Source organism: Mycobacterium sp. NPDC004974 (genome assembly GCF_053600815.1).
The window spans coordinates 235,317-257,605 of record NZ_JBSGAQ010000001.1 but is presented as its reverse complement, the minus strand read 5'-3'; the positions used below and the strand labels follow the sequence as shown (position 1 = coordinate 257,605).

The window sequence follows — 22,289 nt, the reverse complement described above, 5'->3', positions numbered from 1 at the left end:
GATTCACGGCGTCTCAGGTTTCGCACCCGCCGGCCCCGGTAGTGTCCTTAGGTGATGCTCAGCTAATACCGAGAGGATTCACTTGATGCGCACACGTTGGACCCGCCGGGTTGCTGTTGTCCTGTCGACCGTCGCGGTCGCGGCCGGCATGGTCGCGTGTTCCAGTTCGGAGTCCGACGAGCTGCTGATCTACAACGCCCAGCACGAGTCCCTCACCAAGGAATGGATCGACGCGTTCACCAAGGAGACCGGGATCAAGGTCACCTACCGGCAGGGCGGCGACACCGAGCTCGGCAACCAGCTGGTGGCCGAGGGCAATGCCTCACCCGCCGACGTGTTCCTCACCGAGAACTCCCCGGCGATGGCGGCTGTCGAGAAGGCCGGGCTGTTCGCCGACGTCGAGCAGCAGACCCTCGATCAGGTCCCGGACCAGTTCCGGCCGTCGTCGGGCAAGTGGACCGGCGTGGCGGCCCGCTCGACGGTCTTCGTCTACAACAAGGCCAAGCTGCCGGCCGACCAGCTGCCCCACTCGATCATGGATCTGCAGCAGCCGCAGTGGAAGGGCCGTTGGGGTGCACCGCCGGCCAAGGCGGACTTCCAGGCGATCGTCGCGGCCATCCTCGACCTGAAGGGCGAGCCCGCCACCGCGCAGTGGCTGGCCGGTTTGAGGACCAATGCCGTTGTGCTCCAGGACAACATCGCCACGCTGCGCGCCGTCAACGACGGCCAGGTGGACGGCGGAATCATCTACCACTACTACTGGTTCCGCGATCAGGCCAAGACCAAGGAGATCAGCGGCAACACCGCGCTGCATTACTTCAAGAACCAGGATCCCGGGGCCTTCGTCAGCCTGTCCGGCGGCGGCGTACTGAAATCCAGCAAGAAGCAGGATCAGGCCCAGCAGTTCCTCCGGTTCGTCACCGGCAAGTCCGGTCAGGAGGTGCTACAGAAGGGCACCTCGTTCGAATACCCGGTCGCCAGCGGCGTCGCGGCCAACCCGGCCCTGCCTCCGTTGGACACGTTGCAGGCGCCCGCGGTCAACCCGTCCAATCTCGATGCCGCCAAGGTCACCGATCTGATGACGAAGGCTGGCCTGCTCTAATTGGTCGCGACAGAGCCCCCGTCAACGCCGCCGGCGACGCTGCAGCGCTCCGCAGGAGCACGGCCGGGGCCGGTACTGGGCACCGCCGTGGCGCTGTTGCTGACGGCCACCTTCATCCCGCTGGGCTACGTCGCGTGGTCGGTGATCACCACCGGTCCGAGCCGCGTGATCGAGCTCGTGGTGCGGCCCCGCGTCGGGGAGCTCCTGCTCAACACCGCGGGCCTGGTGCTGATCACCGTGCCGGTGTGCGTGGTGCTCGGAGTCGGCGCGGCGTGGCTGGTTGAGCGCACCGACCTGCCGGGGCGCACGTGGTGGCGGCCGGTGTTCGTCGCGCCGCTGGCAGTACCGGCGTTCGTCAACAGCTACGCCTGGGTCAGCGTATTGCCGACGTTGCACGGAATGCCGGCAGGCATCCTGATCGCGACGCTGTCGTACTTCCCGTTCGTCTACGTGCCGGCCGCGGCCACACTGCGCCGCATCGATCCGGCACTGGAGGAATCGGCCCGGGCGCTGGGCTCCGGATCGTCCGGGGTGTTCTTCCGGGTGGTACTGCCCCAGCTACGCCTGGCGATCCTGGGCGGCGCCCTGCTGATCGGTGTTCACCTACTGTCCGAATACGGCGCGTTCGCGATGATCCGCTTCTCGACCTTCACCACCGCGATCTTCGAACAGTTCCAGGCCACCTTCGACGGCGCCGCCGGCGCCACGTTGGCCGCCGTCCTTGTGCTGTTGTGCCTGCTGCTGTTGGTCACCGAGGCGGCGGCCCGCGGCAACGCGCGCTTCGCGCGGATCGGTTCCGGAGCGCAACGCTCCAGCACACCGATGCGCCTGGGCCGCACCATGTTGCCGGCCACCGCCGGGCTACTGACCCTGGCCGCACTGGCCTTGGGAGTGCCGCTGTGGACGCTGACACGGTGGCTGTGGATCGGCGGCGCGCAGGTGTGGGAACCCGCGCCGATCGGCACCGCGCTGGCCCAGACGGCCGCGCTGGCCGCTGCTGCCGCGGTCCTGACCACGGTGCTGGCCTTCCCGTTCGCCTGGGTCGCCGTCCGCTACAGCGGCCTGCTGGCCCGCTCGATCGAGGGCGCCAATTTCATCACCAGCTCGATGCCCGGCATCGTCACCGCACTCGCCCTGGTCACCGTGGCGATCCACTACGCTCCCCCGCTCTATCAGACTGCGGCCCTGGTGATCTGCGCCTACGTGCTGCTGTTCCTGCCGCGCGCCCTGGTCAGCCTGCGCTCGGGCCTGGCGCAGGTGCCGCCGTCGGTGGAAGAGGCCTCGCGCTCACTCGGAGCGTCGTCTGCGCGCACGTTCGTGCGTATCACGCTTCGGCTGACCGCCCCGGCCGCGGCTGCCGGCGCCTCGCTGGTATTCGTCGCGGTGGCAACGGAATTGACGGCGACGCTGCTGCTCGCGCCCACCGGCACCCGCACCCTGGCGATGCGGTTCTGGTCGTTGAGCAGCGAACTGGACTACGCCGCAGCGGCGCCCTACGCCCTGATGCTGATCGCCTTGTCGATCCCAGTGACCCTGATGTTGTTGCGCCAGTCGACGAAGGTGGCCGCCCTGTGACCGAGGACGTTCTGCAGGTACGTGGACTCCACAAGTCCTTCAACGGCACCGTCGTGCTCGACGGCATCGACCTGACCCTGACGCCGGGGACCATCACCGCGGTAGTCGGGTCGTCCGGCTGCGGCAAGACCACGCTGCTGCGGGTGATCGCCGGCTTCGAATCCCCCGACGCGGGCACCGTGACCATCGGTGGGCGCCAGATGACAAGCCCCACAAGTACTGTCGCTCCCCACCGCCGCGACGTCGGCTACGTGGCGCAGGACGGCGCGCTGTTCCCGCACCTGACGGTGGCCCAGAACGTGGCCTACGGCCTACCCGAGCGCGGTGCCGCGGCCCGGGCCAGGGTCAACGAGTTGCTGGCTACCGTGTCCCTGGATTCCTCGTTCGCGCAACGCCGGCCGCACCAGCTCTCCGGCGGTCAGCAGCAGCGCGTCGCACTGGCTCGGGCCCTGGCCCGCCGGCCGGTGGTGATGCTGCTCGACGAACCGTTCAGCGCCCTGGACACCGGGCTGCGCGCGGCCACCCGCAAGTCGGTGGCCCGGGCGCTCTCCGACACCGGGGTGACCACCCTGATCGTGACGCACGACCAGGAGGAGGCGCTCTCGATCTCGGATCAGGTCGCGGTGATGCGTGAGGGCAGGTTCACTCAGGTCGGAACCCCCGAGCAGGTGTACCGCCAACCCGCCGACCGGTTCACCGCCGAGTTCCTCGGGGATTGCATCACGGTGCCCGGCACCGTCACCTCAGGGTGGGCCGACAGCGAGCTGGGCCGCATCCCGGTTCAACCCGGCGCCGCCGACGGTCCGTGCACGCTGGTGCTGCGACCCGAACAGCTTGTCGCCACCGCGATCTCGGACAGCGCGGATGATCTCGAAGCGGCAGCCACCGTGGGGACGGTGGTGGCCACCGAGTTCCTCGGCCACGACGTGCTGCTCACCATCGAACCCCCGGCAGCCGGTGAGTCCATCGTCGTGCGTCAGCACAGCCTGAATCCGCCGGCACGTGACACCAAGGTCCGTATCGACGTGCGGGGCACGGGGACGGCGTTGCCTTGAGGCACATCGTCGAGGCGTTGGCGGCCCACGGTGACCGGATCGCGGTGGTGACCGAGACCCAACAGGTCGACTACGCGACTCTTGCCGATCTGGTGTCGCAGGCCTCGGCGGCGCTGGGCCGCGAACGTCGGCTCGTGCTACTCGAAGCACGCAACGACCTGCCCACCCTCGTGCACTACCTGGGCGCACTCGCCGGCGGCCACGTAGCCCTGCCGGTACCCACCGGCGGCGATCACCGCGAGATCCTGCGGACCTACTCCCCCGACACCGTGATCGACGCCGGGGGCATCCACCACCGGCGCACCCACAGCACACACCGGCTGCACGACGACCTTGCGCTGCTGATGTCGACTTCGGGCAGCACCGGGTCACCGAAGCTGGTCCGACTGTCCCACACCAACCTGGCCGGCAATGCCGCCGCCATCGCCGAGTACCTCGACGTCAGTGAAACTGACCGGGCCGCAACCACATTGCCGCTGTCCTACTGTTACGGCCTTTCGGTGGTCAACAGCCATCTGCTGCGCGGTGCGGGCCTGATCCTCACGGATCGCTCGGTGGTCGACGACGAGTTCTGGGACCAGTTCACCCGCCACCGTGCCACCACCTTCGCGGGGGTGCCCCACACGTTCGAGCTGCTCGACCGGATCGGCTTCGACAGCATGGACCTACCCCACCTGCGGTACATCACCCAGGCGGGCGGACAGATGGCACCCGATCGGGTGCGTCGTTACGCAGCGCTGGGACGCCGCCGCGGCTGGCAGCTGTTCGTGATGTACGGGGCCACCGAGGCGACCGCCCGGATGGCCTATCTGCCACCGGAATTGGCCCTGTCACATCCTGAATCCATCGGCCGTGCGATCCCCGGCGGCAGCCTGTCCATCCGCCCCGGCGCCGCATGGCCAGACGGTACCGGCGAACTGGTCTACCGCGGCACCAATGTGATGCTCGGGTACGCGCAGCGGCCCGAGGATCTGGCCTTGGGCGCCACCGTCGAAGAGCTGCGCACCGGCGACATCGCGCGGTGCACACCTGACGGCCACTATGAGATCATCGGCCGCAGTAGCCGGTTCGTGAAACTGTTCGGACTGCGCATCGACCTGGACCGTCTGCAAACCACCCTGGCCGAGCACGGAGTGACGGCGTTGTGCACGGAAGAGGGCGAGACTCTCGCGGTGGCAGCCGTCGGCACCGGTACGGCCACCGCCTACGACGTTCAGCAGTTGACCGCCACCCTGGCGGGTGTGCCGGCCGGAGCGGTGCGGGCTGCGCTCGTCGCCGAGCTGCCCCGGTTGGTCTCGGGTAAGCCCGATTACGCCGCGGTGCGCACGTTGGCCGCCGGACCGCCCGTCGCCGAGGTCACGGATCTGAGGAGCCTGTTCGCCGCGGTTCTGCATATCCCTGCCGAATCCATCGACCGCAACGCCAGCTTCGTCGACCTCGGCGGTAACTCACTGACCTATGTGACGATGTCGGTTCGGCTGGAACGCGCCCTGGGAGGGTTGCCGAAGGACTGGCACCGGATTCCGCTGCGGGAACTGGAGCGCAGCGGCCCACCGCGTCTGCGCCGATGGGCGACCGTGGAAACCAGCGTCGCCCTACGGGCTGCGGCCATCGTTCTCATCGTCGGCTCGCACGCCGAGTTGTTCGCGCTGTGGGGCGGTGCGCACATTCTGCTGGGGGTGGCCGGCTACAACTTCGGCCGGTTCTGCCTGACACCGGTGCCACGGTCGACCCGGTTGCGTCACCTGCGCAACACGATCGCCTGGATCGCGGCGCCCTCGATCGTGTGGGTCGCCGTCGCGCTGATCCTCACCGACGACTACCACGCGTCGAACCTGTTGCTGGCCAACAAGTTCCTCGGGCCACACGACAGCATGACCGCCGGGCGGTTGTGGTTCGTCGAGGTGCTGTTTTGGATCCTGGTGGCGCTGACCGTGGTGTGCGCGCTGCCGGGAGCCGACCGGCTGGAGCGACGCCGCCCGTTCGCCTTCGCCGCGGCGTTCCTGGCGGTGGGGCTGGTATTGCGTTACGACCTACCCGGTTTCGGGTTGGGTCGCGAGGCCTGGTTCACGGTGCTGGCGTTCTGGTTCTTCGCGGCCGGATGGGCGGCGGCCAAGGCCACAGCCACCTGGCAGCGGATGATCGTCACGGTGGTGCTCGCGATCGGGTTGCACGGCTACTTCGGCAACAGTGGCCGAGAAACCCTGGTGCTGGCGGGGTTCGTGCTGCTGATCTGGCTGCCCGCGGTGCGCTGTCCCGCCGTGGTGGCGGCAGGCTGCGGGTTGCTGGCCGAGGCGTCGCTGTACATCTACCTCACCCACTATCAGATCTACCCGCTGTTCGGTGACCACCGGGTGATCGGGGTGCTGGCCGCACTGATCGTGGGTATCGCACTCACCCATCTGGTCAACGCGGCCCGGAAATGCGTGGCATCTGTTGCCGCCGGCTCGGACCAGGGATATGACCTTCGATTGTGGGGCACATCCATGACCCGACGGTTCTCGGTCAAGAAGCGTCGTCAGCCTTGCGATGCGGATTGGGAACTGAGGACTGCGGAACGCCGCTGAGCTTGCGGAGCGTGGCGATGCAGGCATGAAGTTCTTCGAGGGCCACACCGGCCGCCTTGGCACGGAAGAAGTCGTGCAACTGGCGCAGTGACTTCTTTTGCGCGCCGGCACCACGACGGGTCACCTCGATACGGATGCCTCGCCGGTCGTCGTTCGATGGCGTCCGTCGCAACAGCCCTGCGGCGACGAGCTTGTCGATGTCCGAGGTGATCGTGCTCGGCAATACGTTGAGGTAGTCGATCAGCATGCCGGGACGGTCGAGCCCGGCATGCACCAGGAAGATGATGCCCAGTGCACGCTCGGAGATTCCGTACTCACGAGCCACAGGCGTGGTGAGGGTTGAAATCATGCGCCGGATGTCTGTTGCGGCACCGAGAAAGTCCACGATGTCGCTGTCGTCGGCAGCTCCGATGGTGTCAGCCACGACGCCATACCCTACCTGACCTCGCGTTCCAGGGCCGATATCCAACCGATAGTTCATTATCTGAAATATGTGCGCTACTGTCTTACTCGGGCGGGGTAAACCTCGCGCGTCACCTGTCTCGGGAAACAGTGCGGAGTGCAATGAAGCCATCAACTCGTGTTGACCAACCTTCGGTAGCCGACCATGACGGACGCTTGCGTGCGCCGCTGTCCTGGAAGGCCTTCATCTGTTGGGTGATGGTCGCTGCGGTGGCGGTCGTCATTCTGGTGACCGCGGAGAAGGATGGGCCGGCCTCGCCCGAGAACGCGAATCCAGCGGGCGCAGGCAAACCATCTCCGGTGCAACCACTGTGGTCCAGCATCGATTTCGTCTTGTGGGGGCAGATATTGGGCGCACTGCTCCTCGCCGTCACGGTCGTTGCTTCGGTGGTGGTTTGGAGGCGGCATCCCGGGCATCCGATCATCCTGATGATCCTCGCGTCCAGCACGCTTTTCTGGTGGGACCCGATCAACAACTGGGCGATCGGCCTGGTGTACAACCCGGACCTGTGGCACTTCCCCCGAGATTGGCCGTGGCTCAACATCTCTCCGGTGATCGAACCGTTGACGTCAGTGATCTATGCACCATATGTCCTGCTCCCCTATTTCCTTGCCATGCCGATCCTGCGGACACTTCAGCAACGTCGAGGCCCTGACGCGTTCGTTTGGCGCCACCCACTGATTTCGATAGCTGTGCTGACATTCGTCATCGGCGTGATTTGGGATGCCGCCCAAGAGATCCTGCTCACACGCACCCAGTTCCTCACCTATAGCCACGTGGTCGAATTCGGCTCTATCGACGTGGGCAAGAACAGTCAGTTCCCGTTGTTGATGGCCAGCGTGCTCATCACGGTCATCATGATCCCGGCGTCGATTCTGTTGTATCGGGACGACACCGGAAAATCGCAGGCCGACAAGATCGCCCAACGACTGCCCTTGCACAATCGTCGACCCAAGCTGGCGACGTTTCTGGTGATGGCGATCGTCCTGAACGTCGCCATGATGAGTTTCAGCTCGGCGTTCTGGCTGGCACGTACGACGGGAGCGGCCTCCACCGTCGCCTGCCCGTGGCCCTACCCAGAGGCCAAGACGTGGGATCCACGCGGTTACTACCAATCTCAGGGCGCCCCAGGACCATTCGCGGCCGGGAAAGGCAGCACGTGGCAGATCGGGCAACCCGACGGCCGGCCTACCGATATCACCGTGGAGTCCTACCGCTGCAATCCCCAGTGACTGCCGTGGCGGCGGAGCCAGGCCATGGCGGCGCGCCGCACGTGCACAACATGCTGGCATCGGCGGTCGCCGGCCGGCCGGTCGAGGTCGTCGGCGGCGGACCGGGCAAGCAGGCGTGGTCCGACGGCCACACGATCACGCTCGACCCCAGCGAGGATTCGCGAAAGGCCATCGAGGCGGTGGTGGTGCACTCAGCACTGATCGGCGCGGGCAGCCTTTCGTCCAAGCTGATGCGATCCATGCTGTGGCACAGTCGATTACGCCGCAGATTTCTGAAAATTGAGGGTCCGCGGGCCGTCGCCGAACTGCGAGATCTTCTGCCGCGGTCACTCGCCTATATGATTCGCGACGACATCGCACGGCTCAGCGACTCACCGGCAGCCTCATTGGCCTTCGCACGCACCCGGACCGCCATTCCGGAGTCCGGTCTGTATCTGGGAGTACTTCGGCCACGCCAGGTACTGGCGGCGCTGACCATTGGTACGGCAACTCCCGAGTCCAACGACTCAGACGAGCGCAGCGCCGCCGCCGAAGGGGCGACGCAGCCCGTGCCGCCGATTCGGATGCCCGACGACGGTTTCTTCTTCTCCGCCGGAAACGGCTCGCTACTGATGGGGCGTCTCCTGCGCGCATTGTTGCGGGGGGCGGGCCTGGCCGGTACGGACGGGCCCGTCGGGGGACGTTCGATGTCGCAGCTGGGTGCAGCGGGGCGTGCGCGCTCCACCGCGGTGATCGGGACCAAGGTCGCGGACGATCCCGTTACATCGCCATCTGGCAGAGGGTTTCGGTACCCGGAGTGGGATTCAAGGAGCGGACGCTACCGGCCCGAGTGGTGCACTGTGCGCGTCGTAGAACCCGATGACCGCCCACAAGGTTCGATGGCGAACGCTGATCTAGGTATGCGAAGACCACTGTCTCGGCTGGGGACCGATTTCGGGATCCGCCGTCGGCAGCCCTACGGAGACGACATCGACCTCGACGCCGCCGTCGAGGACCGGATCCGCGCACTCACTACACAGGAATCTGACGGAGCGTTCTATCTCGCGACGGGCCGCGATCGTCGTGATCTGTCGACGCTGATCCTCCTCGATATCTCGGGGTCAACCGCCGAGCCCGGCGTCGGGCGAGTCCGGATCCACGATCATCAACGGATCGCGGTTGCCGCACTGGCCACGACCATGCAGCGGCTAGGTGATCGCATTGCCGTGTACGGCTTTTCCTCACACGGACGGCATAACGTCCGGCTGACTACGTTGAAGACGTTTGCCGAGTACAACGAACGTTCTCTGCTCGCTCGCCTGCACCAATTAGAACCTTGTGGGTACTCACGATTGGGTGCTGCGATCCGGCACGGCGCCAGCATCATCGACCAAGGTGGGGGCACCACCCGACGCCTGCTGATCGTGGTCTCGGACGGCCTGGCGTTCGATCACGGCTACGACCTGGATCACGGCGCGCGAGACGTTCGAAAGGCACTCGCCGAAGTACGCAGCCGCGGTACCGGGTGTCTGTGCCTGACGGTGGGCACCACCGCGCCCTCAGAAGATTTACGACTCGTCTTCGGCACCGCGGCCCACGCCGCGGTCCCCCGGCCCGATCAGCTGGCACCGGTCATCGCCAGCCTCTGTCAAGCGGCTCTGCGCACCGCCGAAGTCCGCCGACACCAGTCAGGACACCGAAAGGACCATCGATCTGATGCCGACACCCAACGCTGCCGTTGACACATCCCGCGCCGTGACGCGTCCGTTCTACCACGCCGTCGGCAATGAAGAACGAGTGTTCGCGGCCGCCTTCCAACAACAACTGCCCGTATTGCTAAAGGGACCGACCGGGTGCGGCAAGACACGCTTCGTCGAGGCGATGGCTCATGAGATGGGACGGCCGCTGATCACCGTGGCGTGCCACGACGACCTCACCACCGCCGACCTTGTCGGGCGGTTCTTGTTACGTGGCGGGGAAACCGAATGGGTCGACGGCCCGCTGACGCGCGCGGTTCGCGAAGGCGCGATCTGTTATCTCGATGAGGTGGTCGAGGCCCGACAGGACACCACAGTGGTGCTTCATCCCCTCGCCGATCACCGCCGCACACTGCCGATCGAACGACTTGGTGAAACACTCACCGCTGCAGCAGAATTCTGCCTGGTCGTCTCCTACAATCCGGGCTACCAGAGCGTTCTCAAAGATCTCAAAGATTCCACCCGCCAGCGCATGGTCGCCATCGAATTCGACTATCCAGAACAAGATGTTGAACGGATCATCGTGCAGCGTGAAAGCGGCATCGGTGCCCACGTCGCCGAGGATCTAGTCCGGCTTGCCCAGGCGATCCGCCGTCTTGACGGTGCCGGGCTCAGAGAGGTTGCCTCGACCCGCGTGCTGATTGCCGCAGCCCGCCTTACCCAGGCCGGCCTGTCGGTGCGTGAGGCTGCCGAGGCTGCCATCGTCGCGCCACTGACCGACGACCACGCCGTGGGCGCAAGCCTTCGGCAGTTGCTCGAGGTTTATCTGGCGGGCCAACCTCGCGACTGAATCAGCCGCCGGTGATCAGTTCGGCGGCCCGTTCTCCGATCATCATCGCCGCAGCATTGGTGTTGCCGCCGACGATGCTCGGCATGATCGACGCATCGACGACTCGTAACCCTTCCACTCCCCGGACCCGTAGCTCGGGATCGACGACGGCGCGTTCGTCGGTTCCCATCCGGCAGGTCCCGACCGGGTGATACACACCCGAGGCGTTTCGGCGCACAAAGTCGGTCAGGTCAGCGCCGGTGTGATTCGAACCAGGCAGTACCTCGCAGCCAACCTCCCGCGCTATCGCCTGGTGAGTCAACGTTTCTCGGACCAGCTCCATGCCGGCCACCAATGTCGATACGTCCCGGGGCTCAGCCAGGTAGTTGGGATCGATCAGCGGAGCAGTGAACGGGTCAGCCGACGCCAAGCGCACGCTTCCCCGGCTCTCGGGATAAATCATCGTCGGCATGAGCGTCAGTGAAGACGAGGACTCGGCGGCCAAGTGCAGACCCGGGCTGTCCTGATTCTCCGGATAGCTCATCGGAAGAATGAACATTTGCAAGTCCGGAACGTCAGTGCCCGTTCCTACGCCGCTGTCGAGGAACGCCACCGCTTCAAACAGGGTGTGCGCCAGGTACGTCGACCGCGGGCGCACACATTCACGTACCGCCGCGCCGGCGAAACTCAGCGGTGATGCGCTGCGCCCGCCACGAGCCTGATAGGACATCGGCACGAACAAGTGATCGTGCAGATTGTCACCGACGGGCAGGTCGGCGATCACCTTGATCCCATGGTCACGCAAGTGTGCCGCATGGCCGATGCCCGAGAGCATCAGAAGCCGCGGTGAACCGAGGGAACCTGCGCTGACGATCACCTCGCGGTTCGCGTGTACTGGGCCGATCGGTCTCCGGTTGCGGCCGGTGACCAGCTCCACGCCCGTTGCGCGCCCGGCTTCCGTGATCACCCGGGTGGCAGTGACACCGGTGAGTACACGCAGATTCCGGGGCGCGTCCGATAGGTACCCGCGATCGGTACCCACTCTTCGGCCCGCACCCGCGCTCTGCTGTAGCGGCGCTACCCCGGTCTGCTGCACGCCGTTGTAGTCGTTGTTGATGCCGACTCCGGCGGTTTCCGCGAGTGCGACCATGTAGCTTTCGGTGATGCTCGCCAACCCCGTGGCGCGTTCGACGGCGATGGGGCCATGTCCGCCGCGCAGCTCGCTGGGACCGTCCTCGAAACTCTCCAGCCTGCGGAACGAGGGCAGAACCTCTGAGAACGCCCAGCCTTTCGCTCCACCAGTGGCCCAGTCGTCGTAGTTCTGCCGGTTTCCGCGCACAAAGGCCATCCCGTTGATCGCGCTGCCGCCGCCGAGGATCCGGCCATGCGACTGGGGCAGGGTGCGGCCCTTCATATGTCGTTGCGGAACGCTGTACGCGGGCCAGGTGACCAGCCGTTGAAGCGGTGTGACGGCGTGGATGGCTCCGCACATGCCGGGAACGGTGACCAGCGGGCCACGCCGCCGGCGGCCCGACTCGATCAGGATGACGGTCGCGCCGCTGTCGGCCAGTCGTCGCGCCACGATGGCACCTGCACTACCTGATCCCACGACCACATAGTCCGCTGACTTCAACCCTGCCGAATCCTTGGTCACCGGTACTCGCTTCATTCTCAAGACCTTTCACTGGCCCAGTGTTACTTCGTTTTGTGAAATATGTACTGACAGTAGCTCATTCGGTGCCACCCTCCGGCCGGAGGAGCCAGATGCCCTCCGGCACAGGACGCTACGCTGGTTTCGGTTCGCGGCGACAGTTCCTCGCGCGTCATTGAATGCGGGTGAGTTGGAATGGCATCTCGATGACCAGCGGCCGGTTGATTCCGCAGCCACCGCTGATGCCTACGGTGCGGTCCCAACCGGAGAACGAACTCACCTCATCGAAACTCGGCGATCCCGACAGGTCAGGCGAAAAGTACAGCAGCTGATCGGCTGGCGCAGCGGTGCCGTCGTGGCACGGCTCCCACTGGTCGAGGTGTCTCCGCACTGACCATAGCCCGGCTGAGTCGCATCGGATCGGGGCGTCCCACCCTTGGCTGCTGCTCACTTCGCCTGCACAGTCGTATGTTTCGGAGCTGCATGTGGTACTGACCGTCCAGGTGCTGGTCACGGTGGCTTCGTCGTGAAAGATCTCGTTGGTTTTCGCCCATGTCCCGTCGGACACTGCACGGTAGGCGCCGTTGAGTGTGGGGTCGCAGAATGCAGCGGTCGCGCTCGGAGCGCTGGTCAATGCCGCCACGGTCGCCGCAGCGATCAGAACGAGCATTGGCAGTGCAGTGGCCGCTGGTTGCCGTCTTACGGTTCGCGTCGATGTCATGGATGATCCTCCATCACGAGGTCTTTCCAGTTCGCTGCCCGCCGTGAGGCAACGAGGTTGGCCTGCTGATAGGTCTGGCCGTCAGGTGAGACGTAGCGTCCGGAATTCGGATCGTAGTGCGCGAAGACGACCGCGGGCTCTGCGTGAGTGTTGTTGCCGCCGAATGCGCTTGGTGCTGCCGGTACCGTGGCGTCAGTTTCGGGTGGTGGCGGCGTGGGATTGGGCGGTGCTGTAGGTGGCGGGATTTGGATGGGTCCGCCAGGGGCAGGGTCTTGCGCGGCCGGCGGCGGCATGGGGGTGCCGTTGGTCGGGCCTAAGATGTGGTCGTCGTTGGCGACCCTGGCGTCGGGCGGCACACCTTGGGCGATCAGGTTGGGGTCCAGTGGGTAAGGGCCTGTGAGGTGTTGGCGCATCGCCAGGGGTACAAACGGCTTGTCACTGTTGCAGATTTCGGCCGTCGGGGCCCGCTTTCCTGGCTTGTTCATGCAGGGATAGTTTCGCGCCCCGCGTACCGCCAGCGGTGAGTCTTGGGGCAGTTTGCAGTAGAGGCCATCAGGGGTGTCCACTTCGGAGGTGTCTTCCGGAGAGCGCCATTGGCTGGGCGGGAGGAACCCAACGGTGCATGACGGTGGGTCCCCGAATGACATGGTGAAATCACCTTGCCCCAGCCCGGTCGGATTGTGATCGGGTGCGGCCGAGATGATGTTGGCGACGAAAGGTGGCAGTAACACCAGGATTTGTTCGAGGCCGGGGCGGTAGGTGACCAGAATCTGTCCGATCGAGGTCAGGTTGGCCAGCAGCACCGGCAGTGTCGGCTTGACCTGTTCGAAGAGCCGGGATGCTTCGTTGATCGATGCCGGTCCATCGCTGAGCACCTTCCTGATCTGTTGATCGTCATCTACCAGCGTTGTGGTGATGTTGGCCAGGCTGCGCACCCAAGTCCGCAGGTCGTTGGTGGCAGCGGCCTGCGAATCGAGTAGCGGCGCGGAGTCCTCGATGAGGGCTCTGGTGGGGTCGCGCACATCGTTCAGGCCGGCCGAGACTTTGGCCGATGCGTCCATCAGGGATCCCAGGTCGTAGCCGGCGCCGTTGAACGCCTTGAAGCTTTCGTCGAGCAGCAGTCCGAGTTTGTCTTTGGGGATGCTTTTGATCAGCGTGCTGGTTTGGTCTAGCAGTGGCCCGACTTGTTGCGGAATGGTTGTGTCAGCCTTGGCGATCGTCGAACCGTCGTGCAGGTACGGCGGCGCGTCCGAGATGGGTTTCAGGTCGAGGTATTGCTCGCCGATCGCCGATACGCTGCGCACGTCAGCCTTCAGTTTTGCGGGGATTTTTGGTGAGGCATCCAGCGACAGGGTCGCTTTGGCACCGCGCGGGATGAGCGAGATCGCCGTCACCTTGCCGACCTGCACACCGCGGTAGGTCACGTTGGAAAAGCGGTACAGCCCACCGGTTCCCGGCAGCTCCACTGTCACGGTGATACGTCCCATACCCAGCAGCGTCGGCGCCTGCATGTAGACCACCACCATGGTGACCAGACCCGCGATCGAGCCGATCGCGAAGAGCACCAACTGAATCCGGACCAACCGAGTGAGCATTCAGCGGCCCCCCTCATCTGCTGAGGGCAGGGGTGAATCCTCACTTGGCGGTTCGGGGGGCACGGGCGCCGCCGGTGGCGGTGATCCCAGCGGTGCACTCGAGGGTGGAGCGGCTGCGGGTGGGACGGGCCCACCGGGAAGGATCACCGGTGGCCCGGCTGGCGGGGGCGGAGGGGCAAACTCGGTGCCTTCCGGCGGCACCGCTAGCGGCGCGCCGAGCGGATTGTTGGTGTAGTACCAGTCATAGCCGGGGTCTCCGGGGGCCGGCGCCAGTACTGCTCCATCCATACCCCAGCGGGTTCCCAGGAACAGGCCGCGTTTGAGGCGCGGAACGGTCAGGTCAGCCACGGCGAACAGGTTCATGTAGTCACCTTTGAGGCCGCGGTCAATCACGTTCTGGCCGTATGGAAAGACTGTGGCGTACATCAGGCCGTCGACGATGCCCGGGCCGGCATCGGCCAGTGCACGAACGGTGGGCTGGAGGTTTTGCAGGTTCTTCATCAGGTCGGCCTGGGTGTCGTTGATCAGCGCGGTAGCGGTATTGCTGAAGACCCGCAACTTGTCGAGGGCGATGATGATGCGTGGCTTCTCGGCCAGGAGCACATCGAGCGCGGAGGGAAGTGTGCGCAGCGTCTCGGTGATCACCTCGTGCTGTCCGGAGAATGTGCCGGCCAGTCGCCCAAGGGCATCGATCGAGGCGATCAGATCTCCGCGTTGACGGTCCAACACGCCGACGAACTTGTCGAGGCGGGTGATGAGGTCGCGGATAGCGTCCTGGCGGCCGGACAATGCCGCATTGAAATTGTGCACGATGTCCCCGAGCTGGCCCAGGCCTCCGCCGTTGACCACCGCTGACAGTGAGGACAACGTCTGCTCGGTCGAGGGGTAGGTCGATGATTGGTTCAGCGCAATGGTGGACCCAGGTGCGATGTGTCCCACCGGTGACTGCCCGGGCGGCGGGTCCAGCGCCAGGTGCTGTGATCCCAGCAAGCTGGTCTGCCCGACGGTGGCGACCACGTTGGCTGGGACTTTGGCTCCGCTTTGCAGCCGGACTTCGACGTCGGCGTGCTGGTCGCGGAGCGTCATCGCACCGACACTTCCGACAACGACGTCGTTCATCATGACCGGTGAATTCGACTCCAGCGTGCCCACGTTGGCGATCTCCACGTGGTAGACGGTGGCCCCGGGTTCGTGTCCGACGGTGCCGGGCAGCGGCAGGGAGTTCACTCCGTTGAATTCACAACCCGACAACGTGAGCACCGTAGCGGCGATCACCGCCACGCTCACTCCCGCGGGATGCCGAACGGTCATGATGGGGGCGTCCCTTCGATGGGTGGCACGGGCCCAGGTTGCTCGGGCAAAGGTGGCGGTTGCAGCGCGGGAGAAGGTAGTAGCAGGTTCTCGACGCTGGGCGCGGTGGGCTGCGGTGCGCCGGGATAGAGCGCCGGCGATGGCGCTGCGGGCAGCGGTGTATACCGGCCTGGCGGCGCGGGCGGTTGGCTCCAACCTGGAGGAGGAGGCACGTCGCCCGCCCCGGTGAAGGCCGAAACCGATGGAGGCTGTTCGGCGGGCACGGGAGCGCCTCCGGTCCCGCCGGGTGCCAGCGCGGGATCGGTGTAGAGGACGTTGCGCGGCGAGGGAGCCAACGCGGGGTTGATCGGGAACGGCAAGTTGTTGAAGTTGAGCTGGTCCAGGCCGGGACCGAGGTACTGCGCACACAGTTTCGCGGTTTCGGCTGCAGTGGTGTTCTTGACGGCGCCGATTGCGGCACACACGAACTGCACCGGATTGGAGAAGTTCGTAAACGAGATCGAGCCGAGAATGGTGCCGGTGTCTGGGTTGTAGTCGGCGTAGCCGTTGGCGAGCGCGGTCGGTGTCACATGCAGAAGTTGTTCGAGGTCCTTGCGGTGCTCGACGAGGTTGGAGGTGACATTGGTCAGCCGCTGGACTTGTTCGCTGGTCTTATCACGGGTGCCGGCGATGAAACGTTGGACTTCACCGAGTGCCGAGGACAGATTGTTCAGTGCGGCATCGAGATCGGTGCGGTTCTCATCGAGGATGCTGGTCAACGTGGCGAACCTGCCCTGGAATTGCACGATTTGGGGGTTGGTGTCGCGCAGCGCGGTGACCAATGTCTGCAGGTTTTTGACGGTGTCTGCGATGTTGCCGCTGCCGTCGGCCAGGATGCGCCCGACGCCGGCCAGCTGGTTCAAGGTTTCGCGAAGTTTGTCGCCGTTGCCGTTGAGTGCGTTGGCGGTGGTGTCGATGAATCGTGCGATCGCTGGAGTCGATACCTGGCTGTTTGGCCCCAATTCTGTTGCCAGGCGCATCAGTTGAGACTTGACCTCGTCCCACTCGACCGGAACGGCAGTGCGATCGATCGGGATGACGGCGTGGTCGGCCATGGTGGGGCCGTTGGCGTGGGGGTCGCTGGACCGGTAGGCCGGGGTGAGTTCCACGTAGCGGGCAGCGAGCAAGTTGGCAGCGACGATGACGGCTTTGGCATCTGCGGGGATGGGCACGCCACTGTCGATGTCCAGCGACATTTTCACCTGGTCGCCTTCAGGGGCGATGGCGGTGATGGTCCCGACTTTGATTCCCGCGACTCGGACGTCATCGCCCGGGTAGATGGCTGTGGCAGAGCTGAAGTAGGCGGTCACCGTTTTGACGCCGAAGAACGAGGCGTGCACCAGCACAGCACTAGCCGCGAGGGCCAACGCTATGAGTGCACCGGCCAGCGCGGTGCGTCGGCGAGCGATCATGGCGGTCCCCATCGTTCTTGTGGTTGCGGGATGCCGTTGCGCGGGAACGGAAATTCGGCACGAGGGCCCGCGTTGTCCGGTGGCTGCCCTGCGTTGGCTCCTCTGCGGAGTCCGAAGGCATAGTCCAAGAAGGGCTGCAACAGCTGCGGCATGCTCAAGTTGGCGATTTGGGCTTGGTAGTACGGACCGCTGGAGACCAGTTCACCGGTGCTCAGCTCGTACTTCGCCAAGCCGGGCAGTGCCTTGGCAATGTTGTCGCGGTTCTTCTCCAGCACCGCGGTGACGGCGTTGAGTTTGTCGAGCGTGGGCGCCAGTTCAGCCTCGTTGTCGTGCACCAAGTCCGTGAGCTGGTTGGCCACCGCCGAGGTGTTGGCGAGCAGGTCAACAATGCCCTGGCGCACTTGCGCGAGAACGTCGAGCAATGCGTTGCCGTCGAGGATGAGCGTGTTGACTTGTTGGCTGCGCTCGGACAGGACCGCGCTGACCTCGCTGATGTGTTTGAACAACTCACCCAACGTTTGGTTACGCGCATTGAGTGCCCGCGACAATCGGGTCAGGCCGTCGAAAGTCGATGCCAGTTCCGGAGATATCGCCTCGATGGTGGCCGAGAGAGTATCTAGGGACTGGTTGAGGGTGTCGGTGTCGGTGCCGGCGATGTCGGTGGTGAGGTCGCCCACGGCTTCGGTGAGCGAGTACGGCGATGAGGTGCGGGTCGACGGGATGACGTCGAGGGCTCGCATCCGGCCAGGCCCGGCGGTGTTCACCGTCAGCACCCGCTGTCCCAACAACGAACCGGTGCGGATATGGGCGGTGGATTGTGTACCCAGCGAAATGTCACTGCTGAGTGAGAAGGTCACCAGGGCCTGCCCATCGTGAAGCTCCACACCCGAAACGGTGCCGACTTTCGTTCCCGACATGGTGACGTTGTTGCCTACGGTTAACCCGCCGGCCTGATCGAACAAGGCCTGGTATCGGATCTCGGTGGCCCAGGACACCAACTGTTGGCTCCGCATCCCGACGGCAATGACCAGAAAAATAACGACGACACCGATGAAGCCGCGTCGGATCAGCTGGGGTCCACGGTATTTCAGCATCAGTTGTCCGAGCACCTTCCCGTTTCTTGCTTCATCCAGGGAAAGACCGCTGTGCGTCCTTGAAGATCGGTGACTCGCACTGCCACGCCGCACAGGTAGTAGTTGAAGAAGCTGCCGTAGGCGCCCAGGCGCGCCAGCTTGCGGTAGTTGTGCGGCATTCGCTGCAGCCCGGCGTCGAGGTGGTCTTTTTGCGTCTCCAGGTTGGGGGCGAGGCGGTTGAGTTCGTCGACGGTGCCGGCCAATGGTGGGCGCGCGTGGGTGAGCAGGTCGGCCAGCGACGCGGTTCCGTTGTCAAGGGCGGTGATTGCGTTGCCGATGGGATCGCGGTCGGCGGCGAGTTGGCTGGTGAACTGTTGGAGGCGATCAATCGTGCCGGAGAACTTCTCGCCGTCTTTGGCTAGCGTGCCCACTGCAGTGGTGAGGTTGTCGATGAGTTGCTGAACGAGTTGATCGTTGTTGGCGAGGTCGGTGGTAAACGAGGAGGTTTCCGCCAGCAGCGATTGCAGGGCACCGCCCTGCCCTTGCAGGACCTGAAGCAACGATTGGGTCAGCGCGTTGACGTCGTCGGGATTCAATCCCTGAGTTACCGGCCGCAGCCCACCCAGGAGCAAGTCGAGGTCGAGTGCCGGCGCGGTGCGTTCGGTGGGAATCTGGGCTTTGGCGGGCAGGATGGTGGTGGGTCCTGGCGCAGCGGCGAGTTCGAGGTAGCGGTCTCCGGTCAGGTTGAGGTAGCGCACTATCGCCCTGGTTCCGGTGGTGAGCACCGCGTTTCGATCTGCGTCGAAGCTGACCAGCACGGTGGTGTCCGGCCGTAGTTTGACGCTGGTGACAGTGCCGACTCGGATGCCCGCCACCCGCACCGAGTCCCCCTTTTTGAGGCTGGAAGCGTCGGCAAATACTGCTGAGTAGTCCTGCGATGATCCGGTCCGGTACTGGCCGAAAACAACGAACAAGCAGGCGGTCAGTATTGCCATCACGACACCGAACACCCCGAACTTGACCGCCGTGACGCTCGTCGCGTGCCTCATCCGGGTTGCCCGATTTGTGCGGAGTTTCTCGGCGGCCCAGCGAGTGGTCCGAACAGGGTTTGCTTGAGGCCATCGGTGTTCAACAGGATGCCTTCGTTGCCGTATCGAGCGGGGTTGGTGCCGACGTCTGCGATGACGAATGGCGGCCGGGACAGATAGCGCACGTTGGGCAACCCTGAGACGCATTGTGGGCCACCGGTGGCAGCGACCTTGGGCAGATCGATCGGGTATCGGTAGCGCTCCTTGCCCAGGACGAACCCGGCATTGACCATCGCGCCGGGTACCTGAGGTTGCTTGATGTAGGAGGCTTGGATCAACCCTCCCATCAGGCAGTACAGGGCTTGGTTGTACTGGCCGGTCAAATCGGTCGTCGGCGCCAGCAGATGCACGGCATCGGTCAGTGCGGCGCGGTTGGTCGCCAGGACGTCGTTGCCGACATCGGCGAGTCCGATCATGCTCACCAGAAATGCATCGAGGTTGTGCTGCTCGTCGACGATGCTCTGGCTGATCCGGCTTGCGTTGCCGGCAGCAGTCAACAGATCGGGTGCTGCATCGGCATACGTGTTGAGCACGGTTGGGGCAGTGGCCAAGTCGTGACTCAACGCCGGCAATCCGGGCTCGATGGTGGCGAGGTAGGTGTCCAGGTCGACCAGCATTTGACCGATCGAGTGCCCGCGGCCGTTGACGGCCGATGCGATCGCGCCCAACGTCTGGTTGAGTTTGGCCGGGTCGATTGTCGAGAGCACCGCGGTGAGTTGCTCGAAAACTGTGTTCACTTCGACCGTGACCCGTGAGGCGTCGAGTACTTGACCGGGAACCATCGCCTGCGGGGATGGATCCGCTGGATCAATGAGCTGGACATACTTCGCGCCGAACACCGTGGTCGACGAGATATCAACCCCGACGTTGGCCGGAATCTGCTGCAGCTGGGCAGGATCCATCGCCAGATGCAGTACTGCGCGCCCGTCGGGCAGGGTCTCCAACGACTTGACAGCCCCGACTTGAACCCCGCGCAATTTCACCTTGGCGTCCGGGTTCATCACCAGTCCCGCTCGGGGTGACAGCACCGTCACCGGGACTGCCGAGTTCAGATCACCGCGAAACAGCACTGCCACCATGGTGATTGCCAGTCCGATGATCAGCACTGTGATCAACCCTGCCACCGGACGCGGCCAGTCACGCCCAGCACGTGAGTTCGGGTTCACCGCTGCTGCCGAGGCGCGCGGATGCGTTCGCGCGCCCACCCGCGTTTCCGCCAAGTCGGATCGATCCCCGTGTCGGCTCAACGGCGTTTCACCCCCTCCAAAGTCCGCTATCACGCCTGCTGCGGAGGCTGGCCACCACACCTCGTGGTGGCGGCCGACCACATCACCTCGGCGGCAATGCTTTCGCGGTGCCGATCGAGGCCGCGGCGCGCTCCAGAGTCCCCCACCCCTGATCGCCGCAAGCTGATTCGCATCTGTCCCGCGTGCGATCATCCGGATACCGAAGACCGCATACCTATAAAGGTATAACGCAGCACGTGACGCGTTGTCTACCCTTCGCGAGCATCCCTCGATAGCGACCCGACGGCATCGAACGCACAGGATGTATCGCTTACAAGCAGTTCACAGGGCCGAAGTGGCCACTCATCGCTGCGATATCAGGCGGGACCGCTCACCGCTGCCCGCTGTTTGCCGGACAACTTTTTTGCGTCACCCGCGAAGATGCGCAAGATACATATAGATGTAAATGCGACTAGCGGAGCATCAGAGGGTCATGCACGTGGCCCTCGATGGTGGCGTGCAGGACTGACGCGCTGCCGTCAGGAAGCACTCGCCTCGCGACCAGGAATTCACTGCCCACCCAACCGTGCCGGATGAACTTTCCGAACCTCAACCGGGTCCCGGGGGCACCGGTCGCCGCGGGCAGCATCTTGATGCGCTCCAACGCCTCTTTGACGGCCGGACCGGTCAAGGGCCGAGCACCGGCGAGCGCGGTCATCATCAGCCTGCCAACGTCGTAGCAGTACAAGGGGAAGAAGTATTCGGGGCGCCGCCCGTGGGCGCCCTCGAATCGATCCAGAAAGGCTTGCGCAGTCCGATTCCGCTCGTCGTACTGGTCAAGACCGATCCAGCCGGCGAGTTGCTCACGCCACCACGGACTGGTCGCGGCGAATTCGAATGCGGTCGTCGTATAGCGCGGCGGCATCCAACCGATGTGGTGAAGTGCAGCATTCATGCCGATGATTCCCAGCCCGAAGCCGACGTGCATGACCGCGTCGGGCTTGCCGTGCGCCAAGGTAGCCATGGCGGCATGCTTGTCGCTTTCAACTTGAGGAATCGCCACCTCTGCGGTGATCGTCAATCCCGCATCTCGGCAGGCCTCCCTCGTCGTTCGCAGATACTCGCGGCCAATGAGGCTGTCCTCGAACGCCAGGCCCACGGTGCGGCACCCATCGAGCGACGCGACGGTGGCCATGATGATCGGTTCCTCCTCCATGGAACCAGCCGGAAGTCCGAAAACCCAATCGCCAAGCATGCTTTCGGAAGCAGCCATGGTGATGATCGGCACCTGGGCCAGACCCTCGACGTACGGGCGCAGTGCGACCCCGTTCTCGGACACCCAGGGACCGAAAATCACCAACGCGTCCTGCTCGACCAACTCGAAGAAGGCGTCGCGCACCGCCCGAAACGACCCCTCCGGCAGGCCCTGGACGGCACGGATGACGAATTCAACCGGACGTTCGAGGATTCCACGCTCCAAATACTCGTCAGCGACGAGTTGCAGTGCTGGAAGGACGTTCTCGTCGTAGTTGCCGTTCTCGTCCAGGTAATCGATGAGCAACCCGATGCGTGCCGGGGTCACGTCGGCCACGGGTGCCTCCCGCATGTCGAGTGCCAGGCAGGCCCGGCGATACGTCTGACAATTCAAATCAATCCAAGCTAACGCATCATCAA

Annotated in this window: 17 protein-coding genes; 7 read left to right on the top strand and 10 right to left on the bottom strand. The window is 64.7% G+C overall.

Annotated features, from left to right (window positions below; genetic code table 11):
- Window positions 1–85 precede the first annotated feature (85 nt).
- The 4 genes from ACWEFV_RS01250 to ACWEFV_RS01235 are packed head-to-tail and all read left to right on the top strand — an operon-like array spanning window position 86 to window position 6,299.
- Window positions 86–1,102: an iron ABC transporter substrate-binding protein gene (locus tag ACWEFV_RS01250; protein WP_450068786.1), complete on the top strand. Its 1,017-nt coding sequence runs from the start codon at window positions 86–88 to the stop codon at window positions 1,100–1,102.
- Window positions 1,103–2,677 (top strand): ABC transporter permease, encoded by a 1,575-nt coding sequence (locus ACWEFV_RS01245; protein ID WP_450068785.1) that lies wholly within the window; start codon window positions 1,103–1,105, stop codon window positions 2,675–2,677.
- Window positions 2,674–3,732 carry an ABC transporter ATP-binding protein gene (locus ACWEFV_RS01240; protein ID WP_135453638.1) on the top strand — a complete coding sequence of 353 codons (1,059 nt, stop codon included), beginning with the start codon at window positions 2,674–2,676 and terminating at the stop codon, window positions 3,730–3,732. The genes ACWEFV_RS01245 and ACWEFV_RS01240 overlap by 4 nt, the downstream gene beginning before the upstream one ends.
- Complete coding sequence (locus ACWEFV_RS01235; RefSeq protein WP_450068784.1) at window positions 3,729–6,299, top strand: AMP-binding protein; 2,571 nt, start codon at window positions 3,729–3,731, stop codon at window positions 6,297–6,299. The genes ACWEFV_RS01240 and ACWEFV_RS01235 overlap by 4 nt, the downstream gene beginning before the upstream one ends.
- Here the strand turns inward: ACWEFV_RS01235 and ACWEFV_RS01230 are convergent.
- Window positions 6,238–6,723 (bottom strand): MarR family winged helix-turn-helix transcriptional regulator, encoded by a 486-nt coding sequence (locus ACWEFV_RS01230; protein WP_450068783.1) that lies wholly within the window; start codon window positions 6,721–6,723, stop codon window positions 6,238–6,240. The genes ACWEFV_RS01235 and ACWEFV_RS01230 overlap by 62 nt on opposite strands.
- Window positions 6,724–6,863: 140 nt before the next feature.
- Here ACWEFV_RS01230 and ACWEFV_RS01225 point away from each other — a divergent pair, with 140 nt between their 5' ends.
- The 3 genes from ACWEFV_RS01225 to ACWEFV_RS01215 are packed head-to-tail and all read left to right on the top strand — an operon-like array spanning window position 6,864 to window position 10,520.
- A complete protein-coding gene (locus tag ACWEFV_RS01225; RefSeq protein ID WP_450068782.1) occupies window positions 6,864–7,994 on the top strand; it encodes a spirocyclase AveC family protein in 1,131 nt (376 codons plus the stop codon).
- A 5-nt stretch (window positions 7,995–7,999) separates the two neighbouring features.
- Window positions 8,000–9,715: a VWA domain-containing protein gene (locus tag ACWEFV_RS01220; protein ID WP_450068781.1), complete on the top strand. Its 1,716-nt coding sequence runs from the start codon at window positions 8,000–8,002 to the stop codon at window positions 9,713–9,715.
- Window positions 9,690–10,520, top strand: coding sequence for an AAA family ATPase (locus ACWEFV_RS01215; RefSeq protein WP_450068780.1), 831 nt, complete (start codon window positions 9,690–9,692; stop codon window positions 10,518–10,520). Before ACWEFV_RS01220 ends, ACWEFV_RS01215 begins: the two co-directional genes overlap by 26 nt.
- A gap of 1 nt (window position 10,521) precedes the next feature.
- Here ACWEFV_RS01215 and ACWEFV_RS01210 read toward each other — a convergent pair whose 3' ends face one another.
- From ACWEFV_RS01210 to ACWEFV_RS01170, 9 genes are all read right to left on the bottom strand, one after another.
- Window positions 10,522–12,168, bottom strand: a complete 1,647-nt coding sequence (locus ACWEFV_RS01210) for a GMC family oxidoreductase (protein ID WP_450068779.1) — start codon at window positions 12,166–12,168, stop codon at window positions 10,522–10,524.
- 154 nt (window positions 12,169–12,322) lie between these two features.
- Window positions 12,323–12,820 (bottom strand): Rv2253/PknI dimerization domain-containing protein, encoded by a 498-nt coding sequence (locus tag ACWEFV_RS01205; RefSeq protein ID WP_450068778.1) that lies wholly within the window; start codon window positions 12,818–12,820, stop codon window positions 12,323–12,325.
- A 47-nt stretch (window positions 12,821–12,867) separates the two neighbouring features.
- Window positions 12,868–14,466 (bottom strand): MCE family protein, encoded by a 1,599-nt coding sequence (locus tag ACWEFV_RS01200; protein WP_450068777.1) that lies wholly within the window; start codon window positions 14,464–14,466, stop codon window positions 12,868–12,870.
- Window positions 14,467–15,777 (bottom strand): MCE family protein, encoded by a 1,311-nt coding sequence (locus ACWEFV_RS01195; RefSeq protein ID WP_450068776.1) that lies wholly within the window; start codon window positions 15,775–15,777, stop codon window positions 14,467–14,469.
- The gene (locus tag ACWEFV_RS01190; protein WP_450068775.1) at window positions 15,774–17,228 is read right to left on the bottom strand and encodes an MCE family protein; all 1,455 of its coding nucleotides are present in this window, start codon (window positions 17,226–17,228) and stop codon (window positions 15,774–15,776) included. The genes ACWEFV_RS01195 and ACWEFV_RS01190 overlap by 4 nt, the downstream gene beginning before the upstream one ends.
- On the bottom strand, window positions 17,225–18,322 hold the full coding sequence (locus ACWEFV_RS01185; protein ID WP_450068774.1) for an MCE family protein: 1,098 nt from the start codon (window positions 18,320–18,322) through the stop codon (window positions 17,225–17,227). Before ACWEFV_RS01185 ends, ACWEFV_RS01190 begins: the two co-directional genes overlap by 4 nt.
- A complete protein-coding gene (locus ACWEFV_RS01180; protein WP_450068773.1) occupies window positions 18,322–19,350 on the bottom strand; it encodes an MCE family protein in 1,029 nt (342 codons plus the stop codon). The genes ACWEFV_RS01185 and ACWEFV_RS01180 overlap by 1 nt, the downstream gene beginning before the upstream one ends.
- A complete protein-coding gene (locus ACWEFV_RS01175) occupies window positions 19,347–20,555 on the bottom strand; it encodes an MCE family protein (protein ID WP_450069249.1) in 1,209 nt (402 codons plus the stop codon). Before ACWEFV_RS01175 ends, ACWEFV_RS01180 begins: the two co-directional genes overlap by 4 nt.
- A gap of 532 nt (window positions 20,556–21,087) precedes the next feature.
- On the bottom strand, window positions 21,088–22,263 hold the full coding sequence (locus tag ACWEFV_RS01170) for an ABC transporter substrate-binding protein (RefSeq protein WP_450068772.1): 1,176 nt from the start codon (window positions 22,261–22,263) through the stop codon (window positions 21,088–21,090).
- Window positions 22,264–22,289 lie beyond the last annotated feature (26 nt).

Coding starts and splice junctions, on each gene's coding strand:
- ACWEFV_RS01250 (WP_450068786.1), top strand. CDS start 86: ATGCGCACACGTTGGACCCGCCGGGTTGCTGTTGTCCTGTCGACCGTC.
- ACWEFV_RS01225 (WP_450068782.1), top strand. CDS start 6,864: ATGAAGCCATCAACTCGTGTTGACCAACCTTCGGTAGCCGACCATGAC.
- ACWEFV_RS01215 (WP_450068780.1), top strand. CDS start 9,690: ATGCCGACACCCAACGCTGCCGTTGACACATCCCGCGCCGTGACGCGT.
- ACWEFV_RS01210 (WP_450068779.1), bottom strand. CDS start 12,168: ATGAAGCGAGTACCGGTGACCAAGGATTCGGCAGGGTTGAAGTCAGCG.
- ACWEFV_RS01205 (WP_450068778.1), bottom strand. CDS start 12,820: ATGCTCGTTCTGATCGCTGCGGCGACCGTGGCGGCATTGACCAGCGCT.
- ACWEFV_RS01200 (WP_450068777.1), bottom strand. CDS start 14,466: ATGCTCACTCGGTTGGTCCGGATTCAGTTGGTGCTCTTCGCGATCGGC.
- ACWEFV_RS01195 (WP_450068776.1), bottom strand. CDS start 15,777: ATGACCGTTCGGCATCCCGCGGGAGTGAGCGTGGCGGTGATCGCCGCT.
- ACWEFV_RS01190 (WP_450068775.1), bottom strand. CDS start 17,228: ATGATCGCTCGCCGACGCACCGCGCTGGCCGGTGCACTCATAGCGTTG.
- ACWEFV_RS01185 (WP_450068774.1), bottom strand. CDS start 18,322: ATGCTGAAATACCGTGGACCCCAGCTGATCCGACGCGGCTTCATCGGT.
- ACWEFV_RS01180 (WP_450068773.1), bottom strand. CDS start 19,350: ATGAGGCACGCGACGAGCGTCACGGCGGTCAAGTTCGGGGTGTTCGGT.